The 20,797-nt window shown below is 65.2% G+C and carries 14 protein-coding genes; 7 read left to right on the top strand and 7 right to left on the bottom strand.

Annotated features, from left to right (window positions below; all coding sequences use genetic code 11):
- A complete protein-coding gene (locus ASE50_RS13795; RefSeq protein ID WP_056401599.1) occupies nucleotides 1-699 on the bottom strand; it encodes a hypothetical protein in 699 nt (232 codons plus the stop codon).
- Nucleotides 700-703: 4 nt separating this feature from the next.
- Nucleotides 704-1,897 (bottom strand): toxic anion resistance protein, encoded by a 1,194-nt coding sequence (locus ASE50_RS13800; protein WP_056401602.1) that lies wholly within the window; start codon nucleotides 1,895-1,897, stop codon nucleotides 704-706.
- 141 nt (nucleotides 1,898-2,038) lie between these two features.
- Here ASE50_RS13800 and ASE50_RS13805 point away from each other — a divergent pair, with 141 nt between their 5' ends.
- Both ASE50_RS13805 and typA read left to right on the top strand, forming a co-directional pair.
- Nucleotides 2,039-3,277 (top strand): alpha-galactosidase, encoded by a 1,239-nt coding sequence (locus ASE50_RS13805; RefSeq protein WP_235512343.1) that lies wholly within the window; start codon nucleotides 2,039-2,041, stop codon nucleotides 3,275-3,277.
- A 416-nt stretch (nucleotides 3,278-3,693) separates the two neighbouring features.
- Nucleotides 3,694-5,538, top strand: coding sequence for a translational GTPase TypA (gene typA, locus ASE50_RS13810; RefSeq protein WP_056401605.1), 1,845 nt, complete (start codon nucleotides 3,694-3,696; stop codon nucleotides 5,536-5,538).
- A gap of 122 nt (nucleotides 5,539-5,660) precedes the next feature.
- Here the strand turns inward: typA and ASE50_RS13815 are convergent, their stop codons facing one another.
- Nucleotides 5,661-6,425: a hypothetical protein gene (locus ASE50_RS13815; RefSeq protein WP_056401608.1), complete on the bottom strand. Its 765-nt coding sequence runs from the start codon at nucleotides 6,423-6,425 to the stop codon at nucleotides 5,661-5,663.
- Between the two features lie 83 nt (nucleotides 6,426-6,508).
- Nucleotides 6,509-7,687, bottom strand: coding sequence for a chromate efflux transporter (gene chrA, locus ASE50_RS13820; protein WP_056401610.1), 1,179 nt, complete (start codon nucleotides 7,685-7,687; stop codon nucleotides 6,509-6,511).
- A gap of 251 nt (nucleotides 7,688-7,938) precedes the next feature.
- On the opposite strand from chrA, the gene polA reads away from it, so the two are divergent.
- Nucleotides 7,939-10,698 (top strand): DNA polymerase I, encoded by a 2,760-nt coding sequence (gene polA, locus ASE50_RS13825; RefSeq protein WP_056401613.1) that lies wholly within the window; start codon nucleotides 7,939-7,941, stop codon nucleotides 10,696-10,698.
- Between the two features lie 262 nt (nucleotides 10,699-10,960).
- Nucleotides 10,961-12,487 (top strand): lipopolysaccharide biosynthesis protein, encoded by a 1,527-nt coding sequence (locus ASE50_RS13830; protein ID WP_056401616.1) that lies wholly within the window; start codon nucleotides 10,961-10,963, stop codon nucleotides 12,485-12,487.
- A gap of 286 nt (nucleotides 12,488-12,773) precedes the next feature.
- Here ASE50_RS13830 and ASE50_RS13835 read toward each other — a convergent pair whose 3' ends face one another.
- From ASE50_RS13835 to ASE50_RS13845, 3 genes are all read right to left on the bottom strand, one after another.
- A complete protein-coding gene (locus ASE50_RS13835; RefSeq protein ID WP_056401619.1) occupies nucleotides 12,774-14,225 on the bottom strand; it encodes an AMP nucleosidase in 1,452 nt (483 codons plus the stop codon).
- 72 nt (nucleotides 14,226-14,297) lie between these two features.
- The gene (locus ASE50_RS13840; protein WP_056401622.1) at nucleotides 14,298-14,612 is read right to left on the bottom strand and encodes a hypothetical protein; all 315 of its coding nucleotides are present in this window, start codon (nucleotides 14,610-14,612) and stop codon (nucleotides 14,298-14,300) included.
- Between the two features lie 100 nt (nucleotides 14,613-14,712).
- Entirely contained in the window at nucleotides 14,713-15,195 is a 483-nt protein-coding gene (locus ASE50_RS13845; protein ID WP_056401990.1) for a peroxiredoxin, read from the bottom strand.
- Nucleotides 15,196-15,307: 112 nt separating this feature from the next.
- Here ASE50_RS13845 and ASE50_RS13850 point away from each other — a divergent pair, with 112 nt between their 5' ends.
- The 3 genes from ASE50_RS13850 to ASE50_RS13860 all read left to right on the top strand — a co-directional run bounded on the left by ASE50_RS13850 (nucleotide 15,308) and on the right by ASE50_RS13860 (nucleotide 20,676).
- Nucleotides 15,308-15,868 (top strand): YqgE/AlgH family protein, encoded by a 561-nt coding sequence (locus ASE50_RS13850; protein WP_056401625.1) that lies wholly within the window; start codon nucleotides 15,308-15,310, stop codon nucleotides 15,866-15,868.
- A 189-nt stretch (nucleotides 15,869-16,057) separates the two neighbouring features.
- Complete coding sequence (gene ahcY, locus ASE50_RS13855) at nucleotides 16,058-17,467, top strand: adenosylhomocysteinase (RefSeq protein ID WP_055995708.1); 1,410 nt, start codon at nucleotides 16,058-16,060, stop codon at nucleotides 17,465-17,467.
- Nucleotides 17,468-17,676: 209 nt separating this feature from the next.
- The gene (locus tag ASE50_RS13860; RefSeq protein ID WP_235512345.1) at nucleotides 17,677-20,676 is read left to right on the top strand and encodes a TonB-dependent receptor domain-containing protein; all 3,000 of its coding nucleotides are present in this window, start codon (nucleotides 17,677-17,679) and stop codon (nucleotides 20,674-20,676) included.
- Nucleotides 20,677-20,797: the final 121 nt, after the last annotated feature.

The raw sequence follows: 20,797 nt of genomic DNA on the forward strand, positions 1-20,797 counted from the left end.
TCACTCCTCCCCCTGATACTTGATCTGCAGATACCGTTCCCTCGTTGCCAGACTATCCAGATCGCCTTGCGCCAGTTGCTGGGTCATCGCGGCGATTTCGCCGTCGATGATGCGCAGGCCGTCGACCAGTTGCTGGTCGGGCGTGCGGCCGTTGCGTTCGACGCGGCGGAGGGGTTCGGGGACGCGTTGGTACCCGCGGATCAGTTCGGGCAGTTGTTCGCCGACCAGCTTGCGGACCTCGAACGCCGCCGGTTCGTCGTCGCCGAGCGTGGCCAGTTGCGCCGACAGCGTGTCGAGCTTCACCCCGATCGAGTCGGCGATGCCGATCGCCGGCGCGGGCAGGGCCGGGCGCTGGGTGGCGAGCCAGCGTTCGGTCTGGGCCGGGAGCGACTTGATCGGGGCCTGCACCAGTTGTTCGACGGCGACCGGTCGCGTGACCGGCAGCGCCGCGAACAGCACCGTCGCCGCGATCAGCAGCGCCACGACCAGCAGCGCACCGCCGACGCCCAGCGGCACGAACCAGCCCAGCACCAGCGCGGCGAGGAGGATCGCGCCATCGGCAAGCGCGATGCGGCCGACGCGGCGCAGCACCTCCGCCTCGCGCCGCCGCCGGGCGCGGGGGGCGACAACGCCGTTGCGTTCGCGCGCGCGTTCGAGCGTCAGGCTGGCGCGTTCCAATACCTCGTCGCTGCGCGACATGGGCCTACATCGCCTCCAGCTTGAACGTCTCGCCCTGACCCGATGCGTTCTGCGACGCGCCCTCGGCACGGGCGATATAGCCCTTCGACCGTTCGACCTCGTTGCCGAGCGTGTTGATGGTCGTCTTCATCGAATCGAGCGCCTTCAACTTGAACGTGTCGATCGCGTCCATGGTGTCATAGACGTTCTGGAACGCGCGTTGCAGCACTTCGACCGGGATCGTCGAGGCGGCGGCCTGTTCATGGATCGTCGCGGTTTGCGAGCGGAGCAGCTTGCCGGTCGAATCGATGATGTTGGCGGTGGTGGTGTTGAGCGCGGTGATCTGTTCGAGGACCAGCTTCTGGTTGGTCAGCGCCTGCGCGACGGTCACCGCAGTGCGCAGCGCGCCGACCGTCGTTGTGCTGGCGCGGTCGACCCCCTTCACCAGTTCGACATTGTTCTTCTTGACCAGATCGAGCGCGAGATAGCCCTGCACCGTCACCGCCATCTGCGTCAGCAGGTCCTGGCTACGCTGCCGGACATAGAAGAGCGCGGTTTCACGGATCGCCTTGGCCTTGGCCGGATCGCTGTGATCCAGCTCGTTGGCCTTGTCCTCCAGCTTCCGGTCCATCTCGCGCGAAAGATAGATCATCTGTTCGAGCCGGCCCATCGCGGTCCACAGGTTCGCGCGTTCGGTATCGATGGCGGCATTGTCCATCAACAGCTCGTCCTTGCCCGATTGCAGGCGCTTCAGGATCGAGGCGATATGGCTCTGCGCGGATTTATAGCCATCGAAATAGTCGCGGACCTTGCTGCCGAACGGAATCATGCCGAACAGCTTTTTCGGTTCGAGCAGATTGCCCTGCCGACCGGGATCGAGATCCTCGATCGTGCGGCGCAGCTGCGCCAGATCGGCCCCGACACCCGATTCCTGATCCATCGCGCGGACCGGCCGGTCGAGGAAGCGATTCGACTGGCCCGCCGCCTCGCGGATCTCGCGCGCGCCCAGATTGCTGATCGCATCGACGCGCTTGCCGAATTCGGGGGAATTCACGTCCTGCGCGACCAGCTGGTCGATGAAATCGTCGACGCGGGTCTGCAATTCGGTCTTCTTGACGTCGTCGACCGGGACCAGTCCGGCGGCCTTGGCCGCAGGGACGGTCGGCACCGGATCGGGCGGCGTCAGCACCAGCGCGGGTTCTTCAGTCTGCGTCGCCATAGTTCCTCCACGTCGTCCACCGGGTGATGCCATGCGAACGCGGTATCATTCAACTGTGGTATTTAGGTAATACACCACGCAGGCGCAACCTCTTGTCTGACGCTGTCATCCGCGATAGCCAGCGTGGCAGAGGGGATTGATATGACAAAGCGTTTTCAAGGCCTGTTGCGGACCGCCGCCCTGTCGATCGCGTTGATGACGCAGACGGCACGGGCGCAGGACCAGTTCATCGACCCCAACACGCTGCGCCCGTCGCTCGATCCGGCTCGGATGGCCAATGGCCTCGCGCTCACCCCGCCAATGGGGTGGAACAGCTGGAACAAATACGGCTGCAACATCTCCGAAAAGATCGTGCGCGACATGGCCGACGCCATGGCCGGCAACGGGATGAACGCGGCGGGCTATAGCTATATCGTGATCGACGACTGCTGGCACGGACAACGCGACGCCAACGGCTTCATCACCGCCAATGCCGAGAAGTTCCCGAGCGGGATCAAGGCGCTGGCCGACTATATCCATGGCAAGGGCCTGAAGTTCGGCATCTATTCGGATGCCGGGGCCAAGACCTGCGGCGGCAAGCCCGGCAGCCAGGGCCATGAATATCAGGACGCGCTGACCTATGCCCGCTGGGGCGTCGATTATCTGAAATACGACTGGTGTTCGACCGGGGTCCGCAATGCCGAGGAAGCCTATGCGCTGATGGCCGATGCGCTGAAGGCCAGCGGGCGGCCGATCGTGCTGGCGATCTGCGAATGGGGCAACAACCGGCCGTGGGAATGGGCCAAGAAGATCGGCAATCTGTGGCGCACCTCCTCCGACATCCGCGACGGGTGGAAGGGGCGTGAGAAATGGTCGATCGGCATGACCGACATCGTCGACATCAACGAACCGCTCTATGCCCATGCCGGCCCCGGCCACTGGAACGATCCCGACATGCTCGAAGTCGGCAATGGCGGGATGAGCGACACCGAATATCGCGCGCATTTCAGCCTGTGGGCGATGATGGCCGCGCCGCTGATCGCGGGCAACGACATCGCGACGATGAGCGACGCGACGAAGGCGATCCTGCTGAACCACGACGTCATCGCGGTCGATCAGGATGCGCTGGGCGCGCAGGGCCGCCGTGTCCGCGACGACGGCGATCAGGAAGTGTGGTCGCGCACGCTGGCCGACGGATCGCGCGCCGTCGTGCTGTTCAACCGGGGCGAGGCACCGGCGCAGATCACGGCGACGTGGCCCGAGATCGGCTATCCGGCCGGCGTAAGGGCCGAGGTTCGCGACCTGTGGGCGCACAAGTCGCTTGGCCGGATGGCGGGTCAGTTCGCAGCGACCGTTCCGGCGCATGGCGTGGTCATGGTCCGCGTCACGCCGGGCAAGTAGAACCGGATTTTCGCGCAAAGGCGCAGAGGACGCAAGGGGTAGGGTGCGGTCGGGCGACGTTATGACGGCGTCGAACGCACCTTCTCTGCGCCTCCGCGCCTCTGCGCGAACATTTTTCGCCTGCGATCAGGAAGAAGGAAGGTTGGTTCACGCGGAGGCGCGGAGGCGCGGAGGGGTTCCGGTCGTGGCGTCCGTCACCCGCGCCAGCAGCGTCTGGCTTGCCTTTCCGGTAGCGCGGCGTCTCCCGGACGCGAACCGGGTGCCGCAGGCGCAACCCCTCCGCGTCTCCGCGCCTCCGCGTGAATCACACTTTTTTACGCCGCTGCGCTGCACCGCAAAAACGTCCCCTTTGCGGAATTGCGAGAAATACGCTAAGCGCGCGCCCAACTGCACTCCCGCACGATCCAGGAAATAGTATGAGCCTTCGCAACGTGGCAATCATCGCCCACGTCGATCACGGCAAAACCACGCTCGTCGATCAGTTGTTCCGTCAGTCCGGCACGTTCCGCGACAACCAGCGCGTTGAGGAACGCGCCATGGATTCGAACGACCTCGAAAAGGAGCGCGGGATCACCATTCTCGCCAAGCCGACCTCGGTTGACTGGACCCCGCCGGGCAGCGATGAATCGATCCGCATCAACATCGTCGACACCCCCGGCCACGCCGATTTCGGCGGCGAAGTCGAACGCATCCTGTCGATGGTCGACGGCGTCGTCCTGCTGGTCGATTCGTCGGAAGGCGCGATGCCGCAGACGAAGTTCGTGACCGGCAAGGCGCTGGCGCTGGGCCTCAAGCCGATCGTCGTCGTCAACAAGGTCGACCGCAGCGACGCGCGCATTCAGGAAGTGCTGGACGAAGTGTTCGACCTGTTCGTGTCGCTGGACGCGAATGACGAACAGCTCGATTTCCCGGTGCTCTATGCGTCAGGCCGCAACGGCTATGCATCGACCGACATGGACGCGCGCGAAGGCACGCTGATCCCGATGTTCGAGACGATCGTTTCGCACGTTCCGGCACCGAAGGTGGAAGTGGAGGACGTTCCGTTCACCTTCCTCGTCACGCTGCTCGACCGCGACAACTTCCTTGGCCGTATCCTGACCGGCCGCGTCAATTCGGGCACGGTGAAGCTGAACCAGCCGATCCACGCGCTGGATAACGACGGCAACATCGTCGAGACGGGTCGCGCGTCGAAGATCATGTCGTTCCGCGGCCTCGACCGCGTGCCGGTCGACGAAGCCAAGGCGGGCGACATCATCTCGCTGGCCGGCCTGACCGTCGCCACCGTGTCGAACACGATCTGCGACCCGCAGGTCACCGAGCCGCTGCACGCGCAGCCGATCGATCCGCCGACGCTGTCGATGCGCTTCGCCGTCAACGATTCGCCGATGGCGGGTCGCGAAGGCAGCAAGGTCACGTCGCGGATGATCCGCGACCGCCTGTTCCGCGAAGCCGAATCGAACGTCGCCGTGAAGGTGACCGAAGCCGCCGATCGCGACAGCTATGAAGTCGCGGGCCGCGGCGAATTGCAGCTGGGCGTGCTGATCGAAACGATGCGCCGCGAAGGCTTCGAACTGGGCATCAGTCGCCCCCGCGTGCTGTTCGGTGAGGACGAGAACGGCAAGAAGACCGAGCCGTACGAAACCGTCATCATCGACGTGGACGAGGAATATTCGGGCACGGTCGTCGAGAAGATGAACCTGCGCAAGGCCGAGATGACCGACATGCGTCCCTCGGGCGGCGGCAAGACCCGCATCACTTTCTCCGCGCCGTCGCGCGGCATGATCGGCTATCACGGCGAGTTCCTGTCGGACACGCGCGGTACCGGCATCATGAACCGGCTGTTCGAGAAGTACGGCCCGCACAAGGGCCAGATCGACGGCCGCAAGAACGGCGTGCTGATCTCGAACGGGGCCGGCGAAGCGCAGGGCTATGCACTGGGTCCGCTCGAAGAGCGCGGCATCCTGTTCGTCGGCCATGGCGAGGCGCTGTACGAAGGCATGATCATTGGCGAGAACGCCAAGACGGATGACCTCGAGGTTAATCCGATGAAGGCGAAGCAGCTGACCAACTTCCGCGCATCGGGCGGCAAGGACGATGCGATCCGCCTGACTCCGCCGAAGAAGATGACGCTGGAACAGGCGATCGCGTATATCGACGACGACGAGATGGTCGAAGTGACGCCGAAGAATATCCGTCTGCGCAAGCGCCACCTTGATCCGAACGAGCGGAAGAAGGCGAGCCGGGCGAAGGCTGCGGCGTAAGCCGCGCCGAGCCGGACAAGGCTCGCCCGGCCGGCCTTGCCAAGGCAAGGACCGACGACGTGGCTTCGCCACGTCGGGCCACAGAAAAGGAGCGGCCCCGGAAGCGATTCCGGGGCCGTTTTTTATCGCGGAAAGAACGCCGCCATCGGTCGCGCCGCGCCGGGCGTACCGGCGATCACCGCATCGGTCAGCGCCAGACCCCAGCGGCTATAGGCGAACAGCTCGGCGAGCAGGAACATCGCGGTGAAGAACCCCCATCCCCAGAACCACGCGGGATGGACGCGGCCGCTGCGCCGCCGGTCGGCGATCATGCCGATGACCGGAAAGATCGACGGCGCGATCAGTGCCGCGACCCACCAACCCCACGGAATCAGGAACGGCATCGGCAGCAGCCGTCCGAAGCCCGGGCCCGTGATCGCCGCCATCGAACAGAACATCAGCCGGCGGTGCCAATCGCTGCGCCGCCGCAGGGTGATGGCCGCACCGGCCAGCGCGGCGAAGGTCAGGACGCCGACCGAATTGCCGATCAGGAACGAATTGACGTCGAACACCGGCGGCCCGCCATGATCGCGCGCGGAATAGACGGTGACGGTGATTGCCAGCGCGACCATGACCGGCAGCCAGAGCAACGCAAGCCAGCCGAGCCGCCGATGCCAGCGCAGCGCCTGTCCGGCGACCAGCGCGTTCTGCGTGACGTAGAGGGCGATCCAGCCGATGAAAACGCCCGCATGGACATGGTAGATCGCCGGCAGACCGAATGACGACCGTCCGGCGAGCAGGCTGGTCGAAAAGCCGGCAATCAGCACGAAGGCCATGGCCAGTGCCGACAACAGAAAGAAACGGTGTTCGTCTGTTCTTGCCCGCGACGCGGGCGCTACAGTCGCCATGTGCCATCCCCCGATGAACCAAGCGGAACGATCTTAGCACGGACTCGACCGGGGAGCGAGGCGACTTGATAAAGGGGGCTGCATCAGAAGAATGCCCACCCGACCATCGCACCGACGGCGACGATCAGCGGCGTCACCCAGCCACCCTTGAGCCGCCACGCCATCGCCAGCGCCACGACGAACAACGCCAACCCGGCCGCGCCCGCATCGACGCGCCCACCGGTCGCCATCGCCAGCTGCACGAAGGTCGCAGCAATGATCCCGACAACTGCCGCTGCCACGCCGGTCAGCGCGTGGCGGAGCGACGGCGCGTCGACGATTCGCTCCAACCGTTCGAAGAACAGCAGCGAAAAGGCGAAGGCCGGCAGGAACATGCCGAGCGTGATCGCGAGTGCGCCGGTGAGACTGCCCGCGACGAACCCGACAAAGGTCGCGAAGATTACCAGCGGCGCGGGGATGACATTGGCGAAGGCGACCCCGTCGAGGAACGCCGCATCGCCGATCCAGCCACGCCCGACAGTATCGGCGCGGACATAGGGGATGGCGGTATAGGCCCCGCCAAAGGTCAGCAGCCCGCCCTTCAGGCCGGCGAGGAACAGCGCGAGGATGGTCAGCGGTTGCGCCATCGATCCGGCCTGGGCGGGGGCGGCGACGCTCATCGCCCCGATCGCGGTGACGATACCGGCCACGCCGATTGCGACCATCATCGCCGGCCAGGCCATCGTCGCATAGACGCCGCCGCCGACCAGCAGGGGTATCCAGAACGGTACGCCGATCAGCGTTGCGACCGCCGCCGCCACCGCGATCGCCGCCAGCAACCGGTCCTCGATCACATGCTGGCCGATCCGCACCACCGCGCGCAGGATCACGGCAAGGATCGCGACCTGAATGCCGAGCAGTATGCCGCCGAAGCCAACGCTGCCCTGCACGACCGAGACATACAGCCAGCCGACCAGCAGCATCAGGCAGAAACCGGGCAGCATGAAGCCCAGTCCGGCGAGCAGCCCGCCGATCCGGCCGCGCGCCAGCACGCCGAAATGGACGCAGAGTTCATGCGCTTCTGGGCCGGGTAGGATCTGCAACACCGCGAGCAGGCGATGGAACCGCCCGCGATCGATCCAGCCTTCCTCCTCGACCAGTGCCTGCCGCAACATCGCGATCTGCGCGACCGGCCCGCCAAAGGCGAGACAGCCGAACCGCAGGAATTTGAGAAACAGCGCGATCAGGCCGATGGCCGGTGGGCGGGACGGGGCAATGTGCATAAGGCAACGCTCCTACAGGCCGCGACCGCGACCGATGGAGCGGAACTTGGACGGCACCCGTCTGAACGGGCGTCCGCGCCGGCCCGCGACGGCAATCCGCCACAATGGCGGGGATGTGTCAATCAGTCTTGCGGGGCTTCCGGATCCTCCCCGCGGAGCGGGGAGGAGGCTTTCCCCGCACCAAGCCGGCGGTGGCGAAGGACGCCGCAACCCCCTCGCAAGCGCTCCCCCGCACTGCTATCTCCCCGGCCATGCCCCATCTCTATCTCGTCGACGGCTCCGGCTATATCTTTCGCGCCTATCACCGGCTGCCGCCGCTGACGAACCAGCATGGCGAGCCGGTCGGGGCGGTCTATGGCTATACGACGATGTTGTGGCGGCTGGCCGATGCGCTGCACAAGGCGGACGGGCCGACGCATATGGCGGTGATCCTCGACAAATCGTCGAAGACGTTCCGCAACGACCTGTATGATCAGTACAAGGCGCATCGCCCGCCGCCGCCCGAGGATCTGGTGCCGCAGTTCCCGATGATCCGCGACGCGACGCGGGCCTTTTCGATCCCGTGTATCGAGGAAGAGGGGCTGGAGGCCGACGACATCATCGCCTGCTACACGCAGGCGGCACTGGCGCAGGGGTGGGCGGTGACGATCGTCAGTTCCGACAAGGATCTGATGCAGCTGATGACCGATCCGTCGGTCGACATGCTCGACACGATGAACAACCGCACGCTCGGCCCCGATCATGTTCGCGAGAAGTTCGGAGTGGGGCCGGAGCAGCTGGGCGACGTGTTGGCGCTGATGGGCGATGCGGTCGACAACGTGCCGGGCGTGCCCGGTGTCGGGCCGAAGACCGCCGCCAAGCTGATCGCCGAGCATGGCAATCTCGAGGCCGTCCTCGCCGCCGCGCCCGAGATGAAGAAGGGCAAGCTGCGCGACAATTTGATCGACCATGCCGACAATGCGCGGCTGTCGAAGGTGCTGGTGACGCTGAAATGCGATGGCGGCCTGCCCGAACCGCTCGACGCGCTGGCGATGCAGGGGATACCGGAGGCTCCCTTACGCGCCTTCCTCGAACATCATGGCTTCCGCACGCTGCTGACCAAGCTGTCGAGCGTTGCCGACGAACCGGTCGCCCCGGCCACGGCACCGGGGGTGGAGGAGGACGAGCCGGCCTGCAACCATGACGGCTATGAAACGGTGGTGACGCAGGAGGCGCTCGACCGATGGGTACAGGTAGCGCGGCATCAGGGCTGGGTCGCGATCGATACCGAGACTACGGGTCTGGACGCGACGCGTGCCGAACTGGTCGGGATCAGCATGGCGCTGCATCCCAATCTCGCCTGCTACGTGCCGATCGGCCATGGCGGCACCGACATGTTCGTCGAGCGTCCCGAGCAATTGTCGCGCGAGGTCGTGCTGGCGACGCTGAAGCCGTTGTTCGAGGACGAAAGCGTCCTGAAGATCGGGCATAACCTGAAATACGACATGATCGTCCTGTCGCGCGCCGGCGTCGACGTCGCGCCCTATGACGACACGATCGTGATGAGCTTCGACCTCGACGCGGGCCTGCACGGGCACGGCATGGACGAGCTGGCGGCGACGCACCTCCAGCATAGCTGCATCGCGTACAAGGACGTGGTGGGGACGGGGAAGAAGCAGGTCGGTTTCGGCGAGATCGATCTGAAAACCGCGACCCGCTATGCCGCCGAGGACGCCGATGTGACGTTGCGGTTGTGGCGGCGGTTCAAGCCGCGCCTGCCATATGAACAGGCGACCAAGGTGTACGAGATGGTCGATCGTCCGCTGGTCCGCGTCATCGCCGAGATGGAAACGGCGGGGATCAAGGTCGATGCGCAGGTGCTGGCGCGGCTGTCGGACGATTTCTCGATCCGGATCGCCGCGCTGGAGACCGAGATCCACGACCTCGCGGGCGTCAAATTCACCATCGGATCGCCGAAACAGCTGGGCGACGTGCTGTTCGTCACGCTGGGGATCAAGGGCGGGCGCAAGGGCAAGTCGGGCGTCTATTCGACCGACGTCACCGAATTGGAGCGGATCGCCGCCGACAAGGATTCGCCGGGCGCGGTGATCGCGGCGAAGGTGCTCGACTGGCGACAGCTGACCAAGCTCAAGAACACCTATACCGATGCGTTGCAGGCGCAGATCAATCCGGCGACCGGGCGGGTGCATACCAGCTATTCGCTGACCGGGGCGCAGACCGGGCGGCTGTCGTCGACCGATCCGAATTTGCAGAACATCCCGATCCGGACCGAGGTCGGGCGGCAGATCCGCGATGCGTTCGTGGCGGAACCGGGCAACGTCATCCTCGCGGCCGACTATTCGCAGATCGAATTGCGGCTGGCGGCGCATATCGCCGACGTGCCGCAGCTGCGCGACGCGTTCGCGCGCGGCGACGACATTCACAGCATCACCGCCCAGGAACTGTTCGGCGAGGTCAACCGCGACACGCGCGGGCGGGCCAAGACGATCAACTTCGCGATCCTGTACGGCATCAGCCGCTGGGGGCTGGCCGGGCGGCTGGACGTGAGTGCCGAAGAGGCACAGGCGATGATCGATCGCTATTTCGACCGCTTCCCCGGCATCAACCGCTATATCGCCGAGACGACGCAGAGCGTCCGGACGGCCGGTTTCACCACCACCCTGTTTGGGCGCAAGACGCATTTCCCGCGCATCAAGTCGAAGGTGCAGCACGAACGCCAGGGGGCGGAGCGCGCCGCGATCAACGCGCCGATCCAGGGGACCAGCGCCGACATCATCAAGCGCGCGATGGTCCGGATGGGGCCGGCACTGGCCGAGGCGGGCCTGGGCGAGGTGCGAATGCTGCTGCAGGTCCACGACGAACTGGTGTTCGAACTGCCCGAAGGACTGGTTGAGGCGGCGACGCCGGTGATCCGCCGGGTGATGGAAACCGCCGCCGAGCCGGTGGTGCAGCTGTCGGTGCCGCTGGGTGTCGAGATCGGGACGGGGCCTAGCTGGGGCGCGGCGCATTAGGGTCGATTGCGGCCGTCGAAGGTCGGCGACTGCTCCCCTCCCTGGAAGGGAGGGGCTGTGGGTGGGTGGGTCTGAGGCTGGCGAGACGTTCCCTCGCGGGCCTACCCACCCCCGACCCCTCCCTTCCAGGGAGGGGAGCAAGCTGCATCCATCCCCGACCGTTGCCCCCAAGTCGCACCCCGTCGCCAAAGCGCAACGGGGGGCTATGGCGGGTCGCCCCCCTCGCGTATGACGCCGCGATGATCCAGCCTTCGCGCGACGTATGACCGACGCGCCGACCCAGCCGACCGACGACATCGCCGCGCTTGCCAAGGGCGGGCGGACCAACGTGTTCGGATTCGTCCTGCGGCTGGTCGCGCGGCTGCCGTTCCTGTTCATCGCCGGGCGCATCTATGGGCCGGAGATCGTCGGGCGGTTCGCGCTGGCGGTGCTGGTGGTCGAACTGGCGGCGCTGGTCGCGACGCTGGGGCTGAAACGGGGGCTGGCGCAGGCGCTGTCGTCGACCGATCGACCGCATGCCCATGTCGTGTGGGACGCGCTGGCGGTCGCCTTCATCCTGTCGGTCGCGGCGAGCGCGGTGTTGTTCGTGTTTCCGCAGATCATGTACCCGAACAGTCAGGTGATCGGGTTCGAACGGCTGTTGCCGCTGATCGTGTTCGCTATCGCATGGTCCGACGTCAGTCTGGCGGCGCTCGCCTATCGATTGAACGTCAAGGCGGCGGTGACGGCGCGCGCGGTCATCGAGCCGTGGACGATCTCGATCGCGGCATGGGGCCTGAGCTATTACTCGACCCGCGACGGGCTGATCATGAGCTATGTGCTGTCGATGGCGGCGGCGCTGGTCGCGTCGATCGTGCCGTTCGTCCGCAGCTATGGCTTGCCGATCGGCTGGTCGCCGCATCTGCGGCCGATGCTGGCGCTGGTGAAGCGCAACATGCCGCTGGCCGGTGCCGATGCGATCGAATGGGGCACGCGCAACGTCGATCGCTTCATCCTGGGGCTGTTGTTCGGGCCGGCGATCGTCGGCATCTATTACATGGCGCAACAGGTCGCGTCGTTGCCGCAGAAGCTGAAGACCAGTTTCGATCCGGTCCTGGGGCCAGTCATCACCCACAGCCTTGCCGCCGGCGACAAGCCCGCCGTCGCGCGACAGGTGCGGCAGGTCGGCTTCTGGATCATCACCGCGCAGGCGGCGCTGGCGCTGGCCGGCAGCATCCCGGCGTCGGGCGTGATGGGGGTGGTCGGGCGCGAGTTCGTGAGCGGGGCGGGGGCGCTGTCGTTCCTGCTGTTCGCCGAAGTCTTCGCGGCCAAGGGCGCGGTGTCCGAAGCGGCGCTGGTCTATATCGCGCGCCACCGTAACCTGATGATTTCGCTGGGGCTGCTGACGTTTCAGGTGTTGCTGAGTTTCGCGCTGGTTGCGTTGATGCGGACGCTGGGCCTGCCGCAGAATTACGCGGCGGTCGGGCCGGCGATGGCGCTGACGCTGTCGGTCGGGCTGGGATCGGTGATCAAGTCTGGGCTGTTGTCGAAGCTGCTCGGCGTCAGTGTCCGCGATTTCCGGCCGGCGTTCGTGTGGGCGGTGCTGGCGGCGGCGGTGGCCGGATCGCTGATCATGCGGCTGCCGAAGCACTATGAATGGGCGGAACTGCTGTTCGGCATTCCGGTGATGCTCGCCATCTACTTCGCGGTGCTGTGGCGCTGGGCGTTCCGGCCCGAGGACAAGGCGCTGTTCCACAAGAGCGCGGCGGCGAGCGAGCCGCAGATCCCGACGGATCGGTACAAGGTGTAGGGTCAGGCGACATTCGACCCGTTCAGTGCGGATGTGGCCGACCGACGCCGTGTCGTCCCTCCCGCGCAGGCGGGAGTCCATATGCACTGATGTCGCCAATCCGGCGGAAAGCGTAGCGGCTATGGATTCCCGCCTGCGCGGGAAGGACGAAAATTCGTTGCCATCACTGCATATCGATCCGCCGCAGGTCTGCGGGCGGTCGGGAGGATGCCGTGCCATGTTACGCCGGACCCGTTTCGAGCGATGAAGGGGCGCGGAGGCGTCGTGCCTCCCTCCCGAACATCGCTTACCGGAACGGCGGCTCGTTGAACGCGCGCAGCTTGCGGCTGTGCAGGCGGGCGCCCTCTTGGCGCAATTGCTCGCACGCCTCGATGCCGATGCGCATATGTTCGTTGATCGCGCGTTCGTAGAAGCGGTTGGCCTGGCCGGGCAGCTTCAATTCGCCGTGGAGCGGTTTGTCGGAAACGCACAGCAGCGTGCCATAGGGGACGCGGAAGCGATATCCTTGCGCGGCGATCGTCGCCGACTCCATGTCGATGCCGACCGCGCGCGACAGCGAGAAGCGTAGCGCCGAACGGCTGAAGCGCAATTCCCAGTTGCGGTCGTCGGTGGTGACGATGGTGCCGGTGCGCAGGCGCTTCTTGAGTTCGTCGCCCGACTGGCCCGACACGATCTCCGCCGCGCGCGCCATCGCCACCTGGACCTCGGCGATCGCCGGCACCGGGATTTCGGGCGGCAGCACGTCGTCGAGGACGTGATCGTCGCGCAGATAGGCGTGCGCCAACACGTAATCGCCGATCCGCTGGCTGGGGCGCAGGCCCCCGCAATGGCCGATCATCAGCCACGCTTCGGGCCGCATGACCGCCAGATGGTCGCAGATCGTCTTCGCATTGGACGGACCGACGCCGATATTGACCAGCGTGATGCCGGTGCCGTCGGGCGCGACGAGGTGATAGGCCGGCATCTGGTGCCGCCGCCACGCGCTGTCGCTGACCATGCGCTCGGCATCGTCCTCGGCGGTCGCCAGCACGCCGCCGGCTCCCGACAGCGCGGTATAGCGGCTGGGCGTACCATCGGCGGCGGGCTTCAGCTGTTCGCCGGCCCAGCGGACGAATTCGTCGACATAGCGGTGATAATTGGTGAACAGCACATATTGCTGGATATGTTCGGGCGGGGTGCCGGTATAGTGGCGCAACCGGGCCAGCGAAAAGTCGGTGCGCAACCCGTCGAACAGCGCCAGCGGCCGGCTGTCGTCGTGCGCGGTCCACAGGCCGTCGGCGATCTCGTCGCCGATATGCGCCAGTTCAGTCGCGGGGAAGAACCGCGCCAGTTCGGACGCCGACACCGCATCGAGACTGAGCGCGTGCCCGGCGTCGAGGACGTAGGGAAAGGGGATTTCCTGCCGTCCACCAACCGCCTCGACGGTGACGTCGTGGTTGGCGATCAGCAGTTCGAGCTGTTCGGTTAGATAGGCGGCGAACATCGCCGGCTTGGTCACGCTGATCCGGTATTCGCCGGGGGTCGTCAGCCGGCCATAGGCGCGCGACGGCATCGGCCGCTCGCTGCCACCACGATAGGTCAGGCGGATTTCAGGATAGGCGAAACTGCCATCGACCCGCGCCGACGAGGCCGGCGGCGTGCCATCGGTCAGGTAGCGGTCGAGCGCAGCGCGCAACCGTGCCACCGAGGCGGTGTAGAGCCGATCGAGTTCGGCAACGATATCGGAAGCCTGCGTCATCGATCGTGGCTAGGGCGATCGCATATGGCAGGTCAAGACCCGGCGCAGTGCGGTGCGCCGGGTCTTGGGAGATCAGGTCGCCGACGAAGGAACCTTCGGCGTGGCGTCGGCTTCGCGCTTCTTGTCGATCAGCTTCGACGCGCCGAACGCGGCCCCGGCAATCGCGGCGGCCGCGCCGGCGACGATCGCGGCGGTGGCACCCGGATGGGCCTTCACCGTCTCGGCGGTCGATTTGGCGGCATCGGCCACGGCGTCGCGCGACTTGGCGGCGGCGTCGCTTACGGTTTCCTTGGCCGAGGCATAGGTCGCCGATGCCTTTTCCGCAAAGCTGCCCGAGGCTTCGGCGACGTCGTTGGCGACATCCGTGGTGGTCGTCGAGTTGGTCATGACGCGTCCCTTTCCCGTTCGATATGGTTGCGTAACATCTTATCAACCCGGGACGGGCCGACCGGTTCCGACACGCGCGTATCGAAACCGGTCGCGCGCATCAGATCGAGGCGAGCAGGTTTTCGGCCGAGCTGACCTTGAACTCGCCTGGTGCCTCGACGTGCAGTGCTTCGACCACGCCGTCATTGACCAGCATCGCGTAACGCTGCGACCGGGTGCCCATGCCATAGGCGGAGCTGTCCATGTCGAGGCCGGTCGCCTTCGCGAAATCGGCATTGCCGTCGGCCAGCATCGTCACCGTGTCGGTCGCGTTGCCGGCCTTTGCCCAGGCGTCGAGCACGAAGGCGTCGTTGACCGCGGTGCAGGCGATTTCGTCGACGCCCTTGTCATGGAACGCCTGCGCCTGTTCGACGAAGCCCGGCAGATGCTTGGCCGAGCAGGTCGGGGTAAAGGCACCGGGTACCGAGAACAGCGCGACGCGGCGGCCGGCGAAGAAGTCGCTGGTCGACACCTGATCGGGGCCGTCGGGCGTAACCTTGACCAGTTTCGCGTCGGGCAGGCGGTCGCCGATCTTGATCGTCATCATTTTCTCCGGGAATAGCCGCGCATCGTTGCGCACGGGCGAAGCGTGGGAGCGCTGGCGGCCCTTTTCAAGCATGGCGCCGCAGCCGCGGGACGATTAGCGTCGTCCGATCATGGACCAGACCCGATTCCTGACCGGACAGATGTTGCTGGCGATGCCCGGCATTGGCGACCGCCGGTTCGACCATGCCGTTATCGCGATGTGCAGCCACGATGCCGATGGCGCGATGGGGATCGGCGTCGGCGATACGATCGATGGGCTGACGCTGCACACGTTGCTGGCGCAGCTGGAGATCGAACCCGGCGCGGCACCCGATGTGCCGATCCATCAGGGCGGACCGGTCGAAACGCGGCGCGGCTTCGTGCTGCACGATGCCGGCTGGGGCGGGCAGGACACGATCGACGTCGCCGGCAAATGGGCGTTGTCGGGATCGGTCGACGTGCTGCGCGCGATCGCGGGCGGCAGCGGGCCGGAACGGTTCCTGATCGCGCTGGGCTATGCCGGCTGGGAAGGCGGGCAGCTGGATGCCGAAATGTCGCGCCATGGCTGGATGAACGTCGACGGCGATGCCGCGCTGTTGTTCGACGTGCCGACCGCGCAGCGCTGGCGGGCGGGATACGACCGGGCCGGCATCGATACGCGCCTGTTGTCGCCGGGGGCCGGAACTGCCTGAGAATGGTTTCTTAGGGTCGTTTCGCTAGTCGCCTGTGACCGGGCGGTTGCCGCCTACCCCTCGCATTCCAGCGTCACGAAACAGATATAAAGAAATCTTTATATTCGTATTTGCGTTTCGACCGACGGGTCGGTAGAGGCGCAGTCATCCGCCATGGGCGTGCCCATGGCCCAAGCTCCAGGAGTATCCATGGCCACCGCCATTGCCGACAAGCAGACCGATTACGTCATCGCCGACATCGGCCTCGCCGATTTCGGTCGCAAGGAAATCGAGATCGCCGAAACCGAGATGCCGGGCCTGATGGCGCTGCGCGAGGAATTCGGGGCGTCGCAGCCGCTGAAGGGCGCGCGGATCACCGGTTCGCTTCACATGACGATCCAGACCGCGGTGCTGATCGAGACGCTGACCGCGCTCGGCGCTGACGTCCGCTGGGCGACGTGCAACATCTTCTCGACGCAGGACCATGCCGCCGCCGCGATCGCGGCCAAGGGCATTCCGGTCTTTGCGATCAAGGGCGAGAGCCTCGCCGATTACTGGGACTATGTCGGCGACATCTTCAACTGGGGCGACCAGACCGCCAACATCATCCTCGACGATGGCGGCGACGCCACCATGTTCGCGCTGTGGGGCGCGAAGCTCGAAGCCGGCGCGACGCTGGGCGAGCCCGAGAATGAGGAAGAGGTCGAGTTCCAGCGCGCATTGAAGGCGTTCATCGCCAAGCGTCCGGGATACCTGACCGAGACCGTCAAGAACCTGAAGGGCGTGTCGGAAGAAACGACGACCGGCGTCCACCGCCTGTATGAAATCGCGAAGAAGGGTGAGCTGCCGTTCCCGGCGATCAACGTCAACGACAGCGTCACCAAGTCGAAATTCGACAATCTCTACGGTTGCAAGGAATCGCTGGTCGACGCGATCCGTCGCGCGACCGACGTGATGCTCGCCGGCAAGGTCGCCTGCGTCGCGGGCTTCGGTGACGTCGGCAAGGGTTCGGCGCAGTCGCTCCGCAACGGCGGCGCGCGCGTGATGGTGACCGAAGTCGATCCGATCTGCGCCCTGCAGGCGGCGATGGAAGGGTTCGAGGTCGTGACGATGGACGAAGCGGTGACCCGCGCCGACATCTTCTGCACCGCGACCGGCAATGCCGACGTTATTACCGCCGATCACATGAAGGCGATGAAGCCGATGTCGATCGTCTGCAACATCGGCCACTTCGACAGCGAGATCCAGATCGCCGCTTTGTCGAACTATGAGTGGGACGAAGTAAAGCCGGGTACCGACCTGGTAAAGTTCCCCGATGGCAAGCAGATCATCGTGCTCGCCAAGGGCCGCCTCGTGAACCTCGGCTGCGCCACCGGCCACCCGTCGTTCGTGATGTCGTCGTCCTTCACCAACCAGGTGCTGGCGCAGATCGAACTGTGGACGAAGGGTGAGAACTACAAGAACGAAGTATACGTCCTCCCCAAGCACCTCGACGAAAAGGTCGCGGCGCTGCATCTCGAAAAGCTGGGCGTGAAGCTGTCGAAGCTTACCCCGAAGCAGGCGAGTTACATCGGCGTGCCGGTCGAAGGGCCGTTCAAGCCGGACCATTATCGCTACTGATCCGACCGGGTCGAAAGCGTCAGAGGGGCGGGCATCCGGTTGGATGTCCGCCCTTTTTTGTTGCTGGTAGATGGCGGCGTGTTGCGATCGTACAACACGCAGACGCAAAACGCAGTGCGCGGGAGCCAGTCGCTTTGCCGGCGGTTGATGCTGGCGGTGAAAGCGTATCGATGAAGAATACGCAAACATCGGAAAAAGGGGTCCGAACCATGCAACAACCGATTTCGCGCTGGCGCCTAGGTGCGGCCCGCAGCGTCCTTGCCATCACTGCGCTGCTCGCCGCCGCATCGGCGTCCGCGCAGGACGCGGCTCCTGTCGCTGATGACCAGCAGAGTACGGTCGATACCAGCGAGGAAATTGTCGTTACCGGTTCGCGTATCGCGCGTCCCGAGCTGGAAGTCGCTAATCCAATCGTTTCGGTGAACGCCGCCGCCATCGAAGCGACCGGTCTGAACAATATTACTGACGTGTTGATCCGCAATCCGGCGCTGACCGCGTCGATCGGTGGCGCAAGGTCGGGCGGGTCCAGCCCAACGGAGCTGAATGGCACGGGTGCCAATTTCCTGAACCTGCGCAATCTTGGTGTGGATCGCACGCTCGTTCTCGTAAACGGCCGTCGTCACGTTGCCGGTGTACCGAACACTGCCGCAGTGGATACCAATTCGATCCCGCAGGACCTGATCGAAAAGGTCGACGTGCTGACCGGCGGCGCGTCGGCGATCTACGGTGCCGATGGCGTGTCCGGCGTGGTCAATTTCGTGCTGCGGCGTGATTTCGAAGGGGTTTCGGCCCGCCTGCAGGGCGGCATCTCGGATGATGGCGATGCCGGCAACCAGCTGGCATCGATCGTCGCGGGCAAGAATTTCGCCAACGGACGCGGCAACATCACCGCAGCCTATGAATACAGCAACACCGAACGGCTGAGCAGCTTTGCGCGGCCATTCTCGGGCGATCCCAGCCGCTATCGTGAACTGTGGCAGAACATCAACGATTTCCGCCCGGGTCCCGATGGTAACCCGTTCGATAATCCCGATTTGCCCGATCGGATCGTCTATACCAACCTCGGTTGGGCTGACAGCGCGCCGGACGGTGCGGTCGACCTGAACCTGGATGGCATTCCCGATTTCACCGGCAGCGGTCGCATCTATGACGGCGGCACCTTCCTGCCGGGGTCGAGCGGTCGTGCGCAGGGCGGTTCGTCCAATACCCCGACCGCGGGCTATTTTGGCGACCTGTTTCCGGCAATCGAGCGCCACGCCGCCAACCTGCTGACCAGCTTCGAATTTTCGGACAAGGTGCGGTTCTTCGCAGAGGGCAAGTTCGTCCGGACCCGTGCCTATTCGGTCGGACAGCCGAGCTTCGACTTCTTCACGTATCTGAACGGTGACAACGCGTTCCTCGCCGATCGTTTCGGCGCGAACGCGGCACCGGACGGTGCCTTTATCTCACGCGACAATTTCGACTTCGGCATCCGCGGTGAGCGGGTACGTCGCGATACGTGGCGTGGTGTCGTCGGGTTCGATGGCGAGATCGCCGAGAACGCGCGCTACGAAGTCTCCTACGTCTATGGCCGTACCAACGCTCGGTCGACGCAGACGTCCAACCTGATCGGTGACCGCTATGCGGCGGCGATCGACGCGGTCCGGGCACCCGACGGTTCGATCGTCTGCCGTTCGACGCTGGATGCGACGGCGCTCGACCAGCCTGCCACGACCTTTACGCCGGGGGCCGGCAGCGCCTGTCGTCCGCTCAACCTGCTGGGCAACGGCGTCGCGTCGCAGGCAGCGCTCGATTTCGTCCTTGCCAATAACGTCAACCGTGCGGCGGTCGACCAGCATGTCGTATCTGGATCGATCTCGGGCGATAGCCGCGCCATCTTCGAATTGCCGGGCGGCCCGATCGGCTTCGCGTTCGGCGGCGAATATCGGCGCGAGGGCAGCCGGTCGGACCCCGATGCGCTGATCGTGAACGGTGAATTGCGCGACTTCGCCGCGCTCCCGCCGAGCGCGGGCAGCTTCGACGTCAAGGAAGTGTTCGGCGAATTGAACATTCCGTTGCTGGCGGACATGCCGTTCGCCGAGCTGCTGTCGTTCGGCGCGGCGGCGCGCCTGTCCGACTATTCGACGGTCGGCTCGACGCGCACGTGGAAGTTCGACGGCATCTATGCCCCGATCCCCGATATTCGTTTCCGCGGTTCCTATTCGCAGGCGGTGCGCGCGCCGAACATCGGCGAACTGTTCCTGCCCGCGACCGGCGCGTTCGGTTTCGTCACCGATCCATGCGATCTCGCGAACCGGAACCAGGGAACGCAGTTCCGGGCGGCGAATTGCCAGACGCTGCTCGCCGGGCTCGGTCTGACGCCGGGACAGATCGCCAGCTTCAGCCCGTCGCAGGTTCCTTCGGCCACGACCTCGCGTCGGGGTACGCAGGGCGGCAATCGTAACCTGACCGAGGAGACGGCGACGACGTGGACCGCAGGCGTCGTGCTGCGTCCGCGGTTCATCCCCGGACTGACGATCACGGCCGACTGGTACGACATCCGCATCAGCGATGCGATCAACACGCCGACTCCGACCGAATTGGCGCAGCTGTGCGTCGATCAGCCGACGATCGACAACCCGTTCTGCGCGAACGTCTTCCGCTCGACCCAGACCGGTTACGTGCTGGGCGACGGTGACGATCCCCAGCGTCGCATCGGCTTCAACGTCACGCCGGCCAATGTCGCCGCCTTCCGCACGTCGGGGGCCGACATCGGGGTCAATTATACGTTCAAGCCGGGCAATCTGGGTCGCTTCGACGTTAGTGTGAACGCCGGCTATCTCGACAATCTCTCGTTCGTCCCCACGGTGGGTGCCGACGTCGATATCGATACGCTCGAAGCCTATAACCCCCGCTGGCGCGGGTCGAGCAACGTGACGTGGACCATCGACGCGCTGTCGCTGAACTACGGCCTCGTCTATTTCAGCAAGACCCGCCGCTTCACGACCGAAGAACTGGCGAATAATCCGGATCTCTCCGACCCGCGTTACTTCTTCTACCCCGAGCTGTTCCAGCACGACATTCGGGCGGAAGTGCGGGTGAACGACAGCTTCCGCTTCTACGGGGGCGTCAACAATCTGTTCGAACAGACACCGAACCTCGGATCGCTGACCTATCCGATTTCGGGGGTCGGGCGCTTCATCTATGCCGGCGCCAGCTTCCGTATGTGATCCGATTGCGCCAGCGTTTCGGTTGAACGATTCCGGGCGGCACCATGCGGTGTCGCCCCTTTTTTATATGCCTGCGAAGGACTAGGCAGAAGCGGTGTTCATGCTTGCTCTTCTGTCGCCG

It is taken from the genome of Sphingomonas sp. Leaf5, from assembly GCF_001421155.1.
Lineage (GTDB): Bacteria > Pseudomonadota > Alphaproteobacteria > Sphingomonadales > Sphingomonadaceae > Sphingomonas.

Excerpts from the sequence above, each read along its gene's own strand:
- ASE50_RS13860 (WP_235512345.1), top strand. The coding sequence starts at position 17,677 with ATGCAACAACCGATTTCGCGCTGGCGCCTAGGTGCGGCCCGCAGCGTC.
- ASE50_RS13840 (WP_056401622.1), bottom strand. The coding sequence starts at position 14,612 with ATGACCAACTCGACGACCACCACGGATGTCGCCAACGACGTCGCCGAA.
- polA (WP_056401613.1), top strand. The coding sequence starts at position 7,939 with ATGCCCCATCTCTATCTCGTCGACGGCTCCGGCTATATCTTTCGCGCC.
- ASE50_RS13815 (WP_056401608.1), bottom strand. The coding sequence starts at position 6,425 with ATGGCGACTGTAGCGCCCGCGTCGCGGGCAAGAACAGACGAACACCGT.
- ASE50_RS13800 (WP_056401602.1), bottom strand. The coding sequence starts at position 1,897 with ATGGCGACGCAGACTGAAGAACCCGCGCTGGTGCTGACGCCGCCCGAT.
- ASE50_RS13830 (WP_056401616.1), top strand. The coding sequence starts at position 10,961 with ATGACCGACGCGCCGACCCAGCCGACCGACGACATCGCCGCGCTTGCC.
- ASE50_RS13795 (WP_056401599.1), bottom strand. The coding sequence starts at position 699 with ATGTCGCGCAGCGACGAGGTATTGGAACGCGCCAGCCTGACGCTCGAA.
- ASE50_RS13835 (WP_056401619.1), bottom strand. The coding sequence starts at position 14,225 with ATGACGCAGGCTTCCGATATCGTTGCCGAACTCGATCGGCTCTACACC.
- chrA (WP_056401610.1), bottom strand. The coding sequence starts at position 7,687 with ATGCACATTGCCCCGTCCCGCCCACCGGCCATCGGCCTGATCGCGCTG.
- ASE50_RS13845 (WP_056401990.1), bottom strand. The coding sequence starts at position 15,195 with ATGACGATCAAGATCGGCGACCGCCTGCCCGACGCGAAACTGGTCAAG.
- ASE50_RS13850 (WP_056401625.1), top strand. The coding sequence starts at position 15,308 with ATGGACCAGACCCGATTCCTGACCGGACAGATGTTGCTGGCGATGCCC.
- ahcY (WP_055995708.1), top strand. The coding sequence starts at position 16,058 with ATGGCCACCGCCATTGCCGACAAGCAGACCGATTACGTCATCGCCGAC.
- ASE50_RS13805 (WP_235512343.1), top strand. The coding sequence starts at position 2,039 with ATGACAAAGCGTTTTCAAGGCCTGTTGCGGACCGCCGCCCTGTCGATC.
- typA (WP_056401605.1), top strand. The coding sequence starts at position 3,694 with ATGAGCCTTCGCAACGTGGCAATCATCGCCCACGTCGATCACGGCAAA.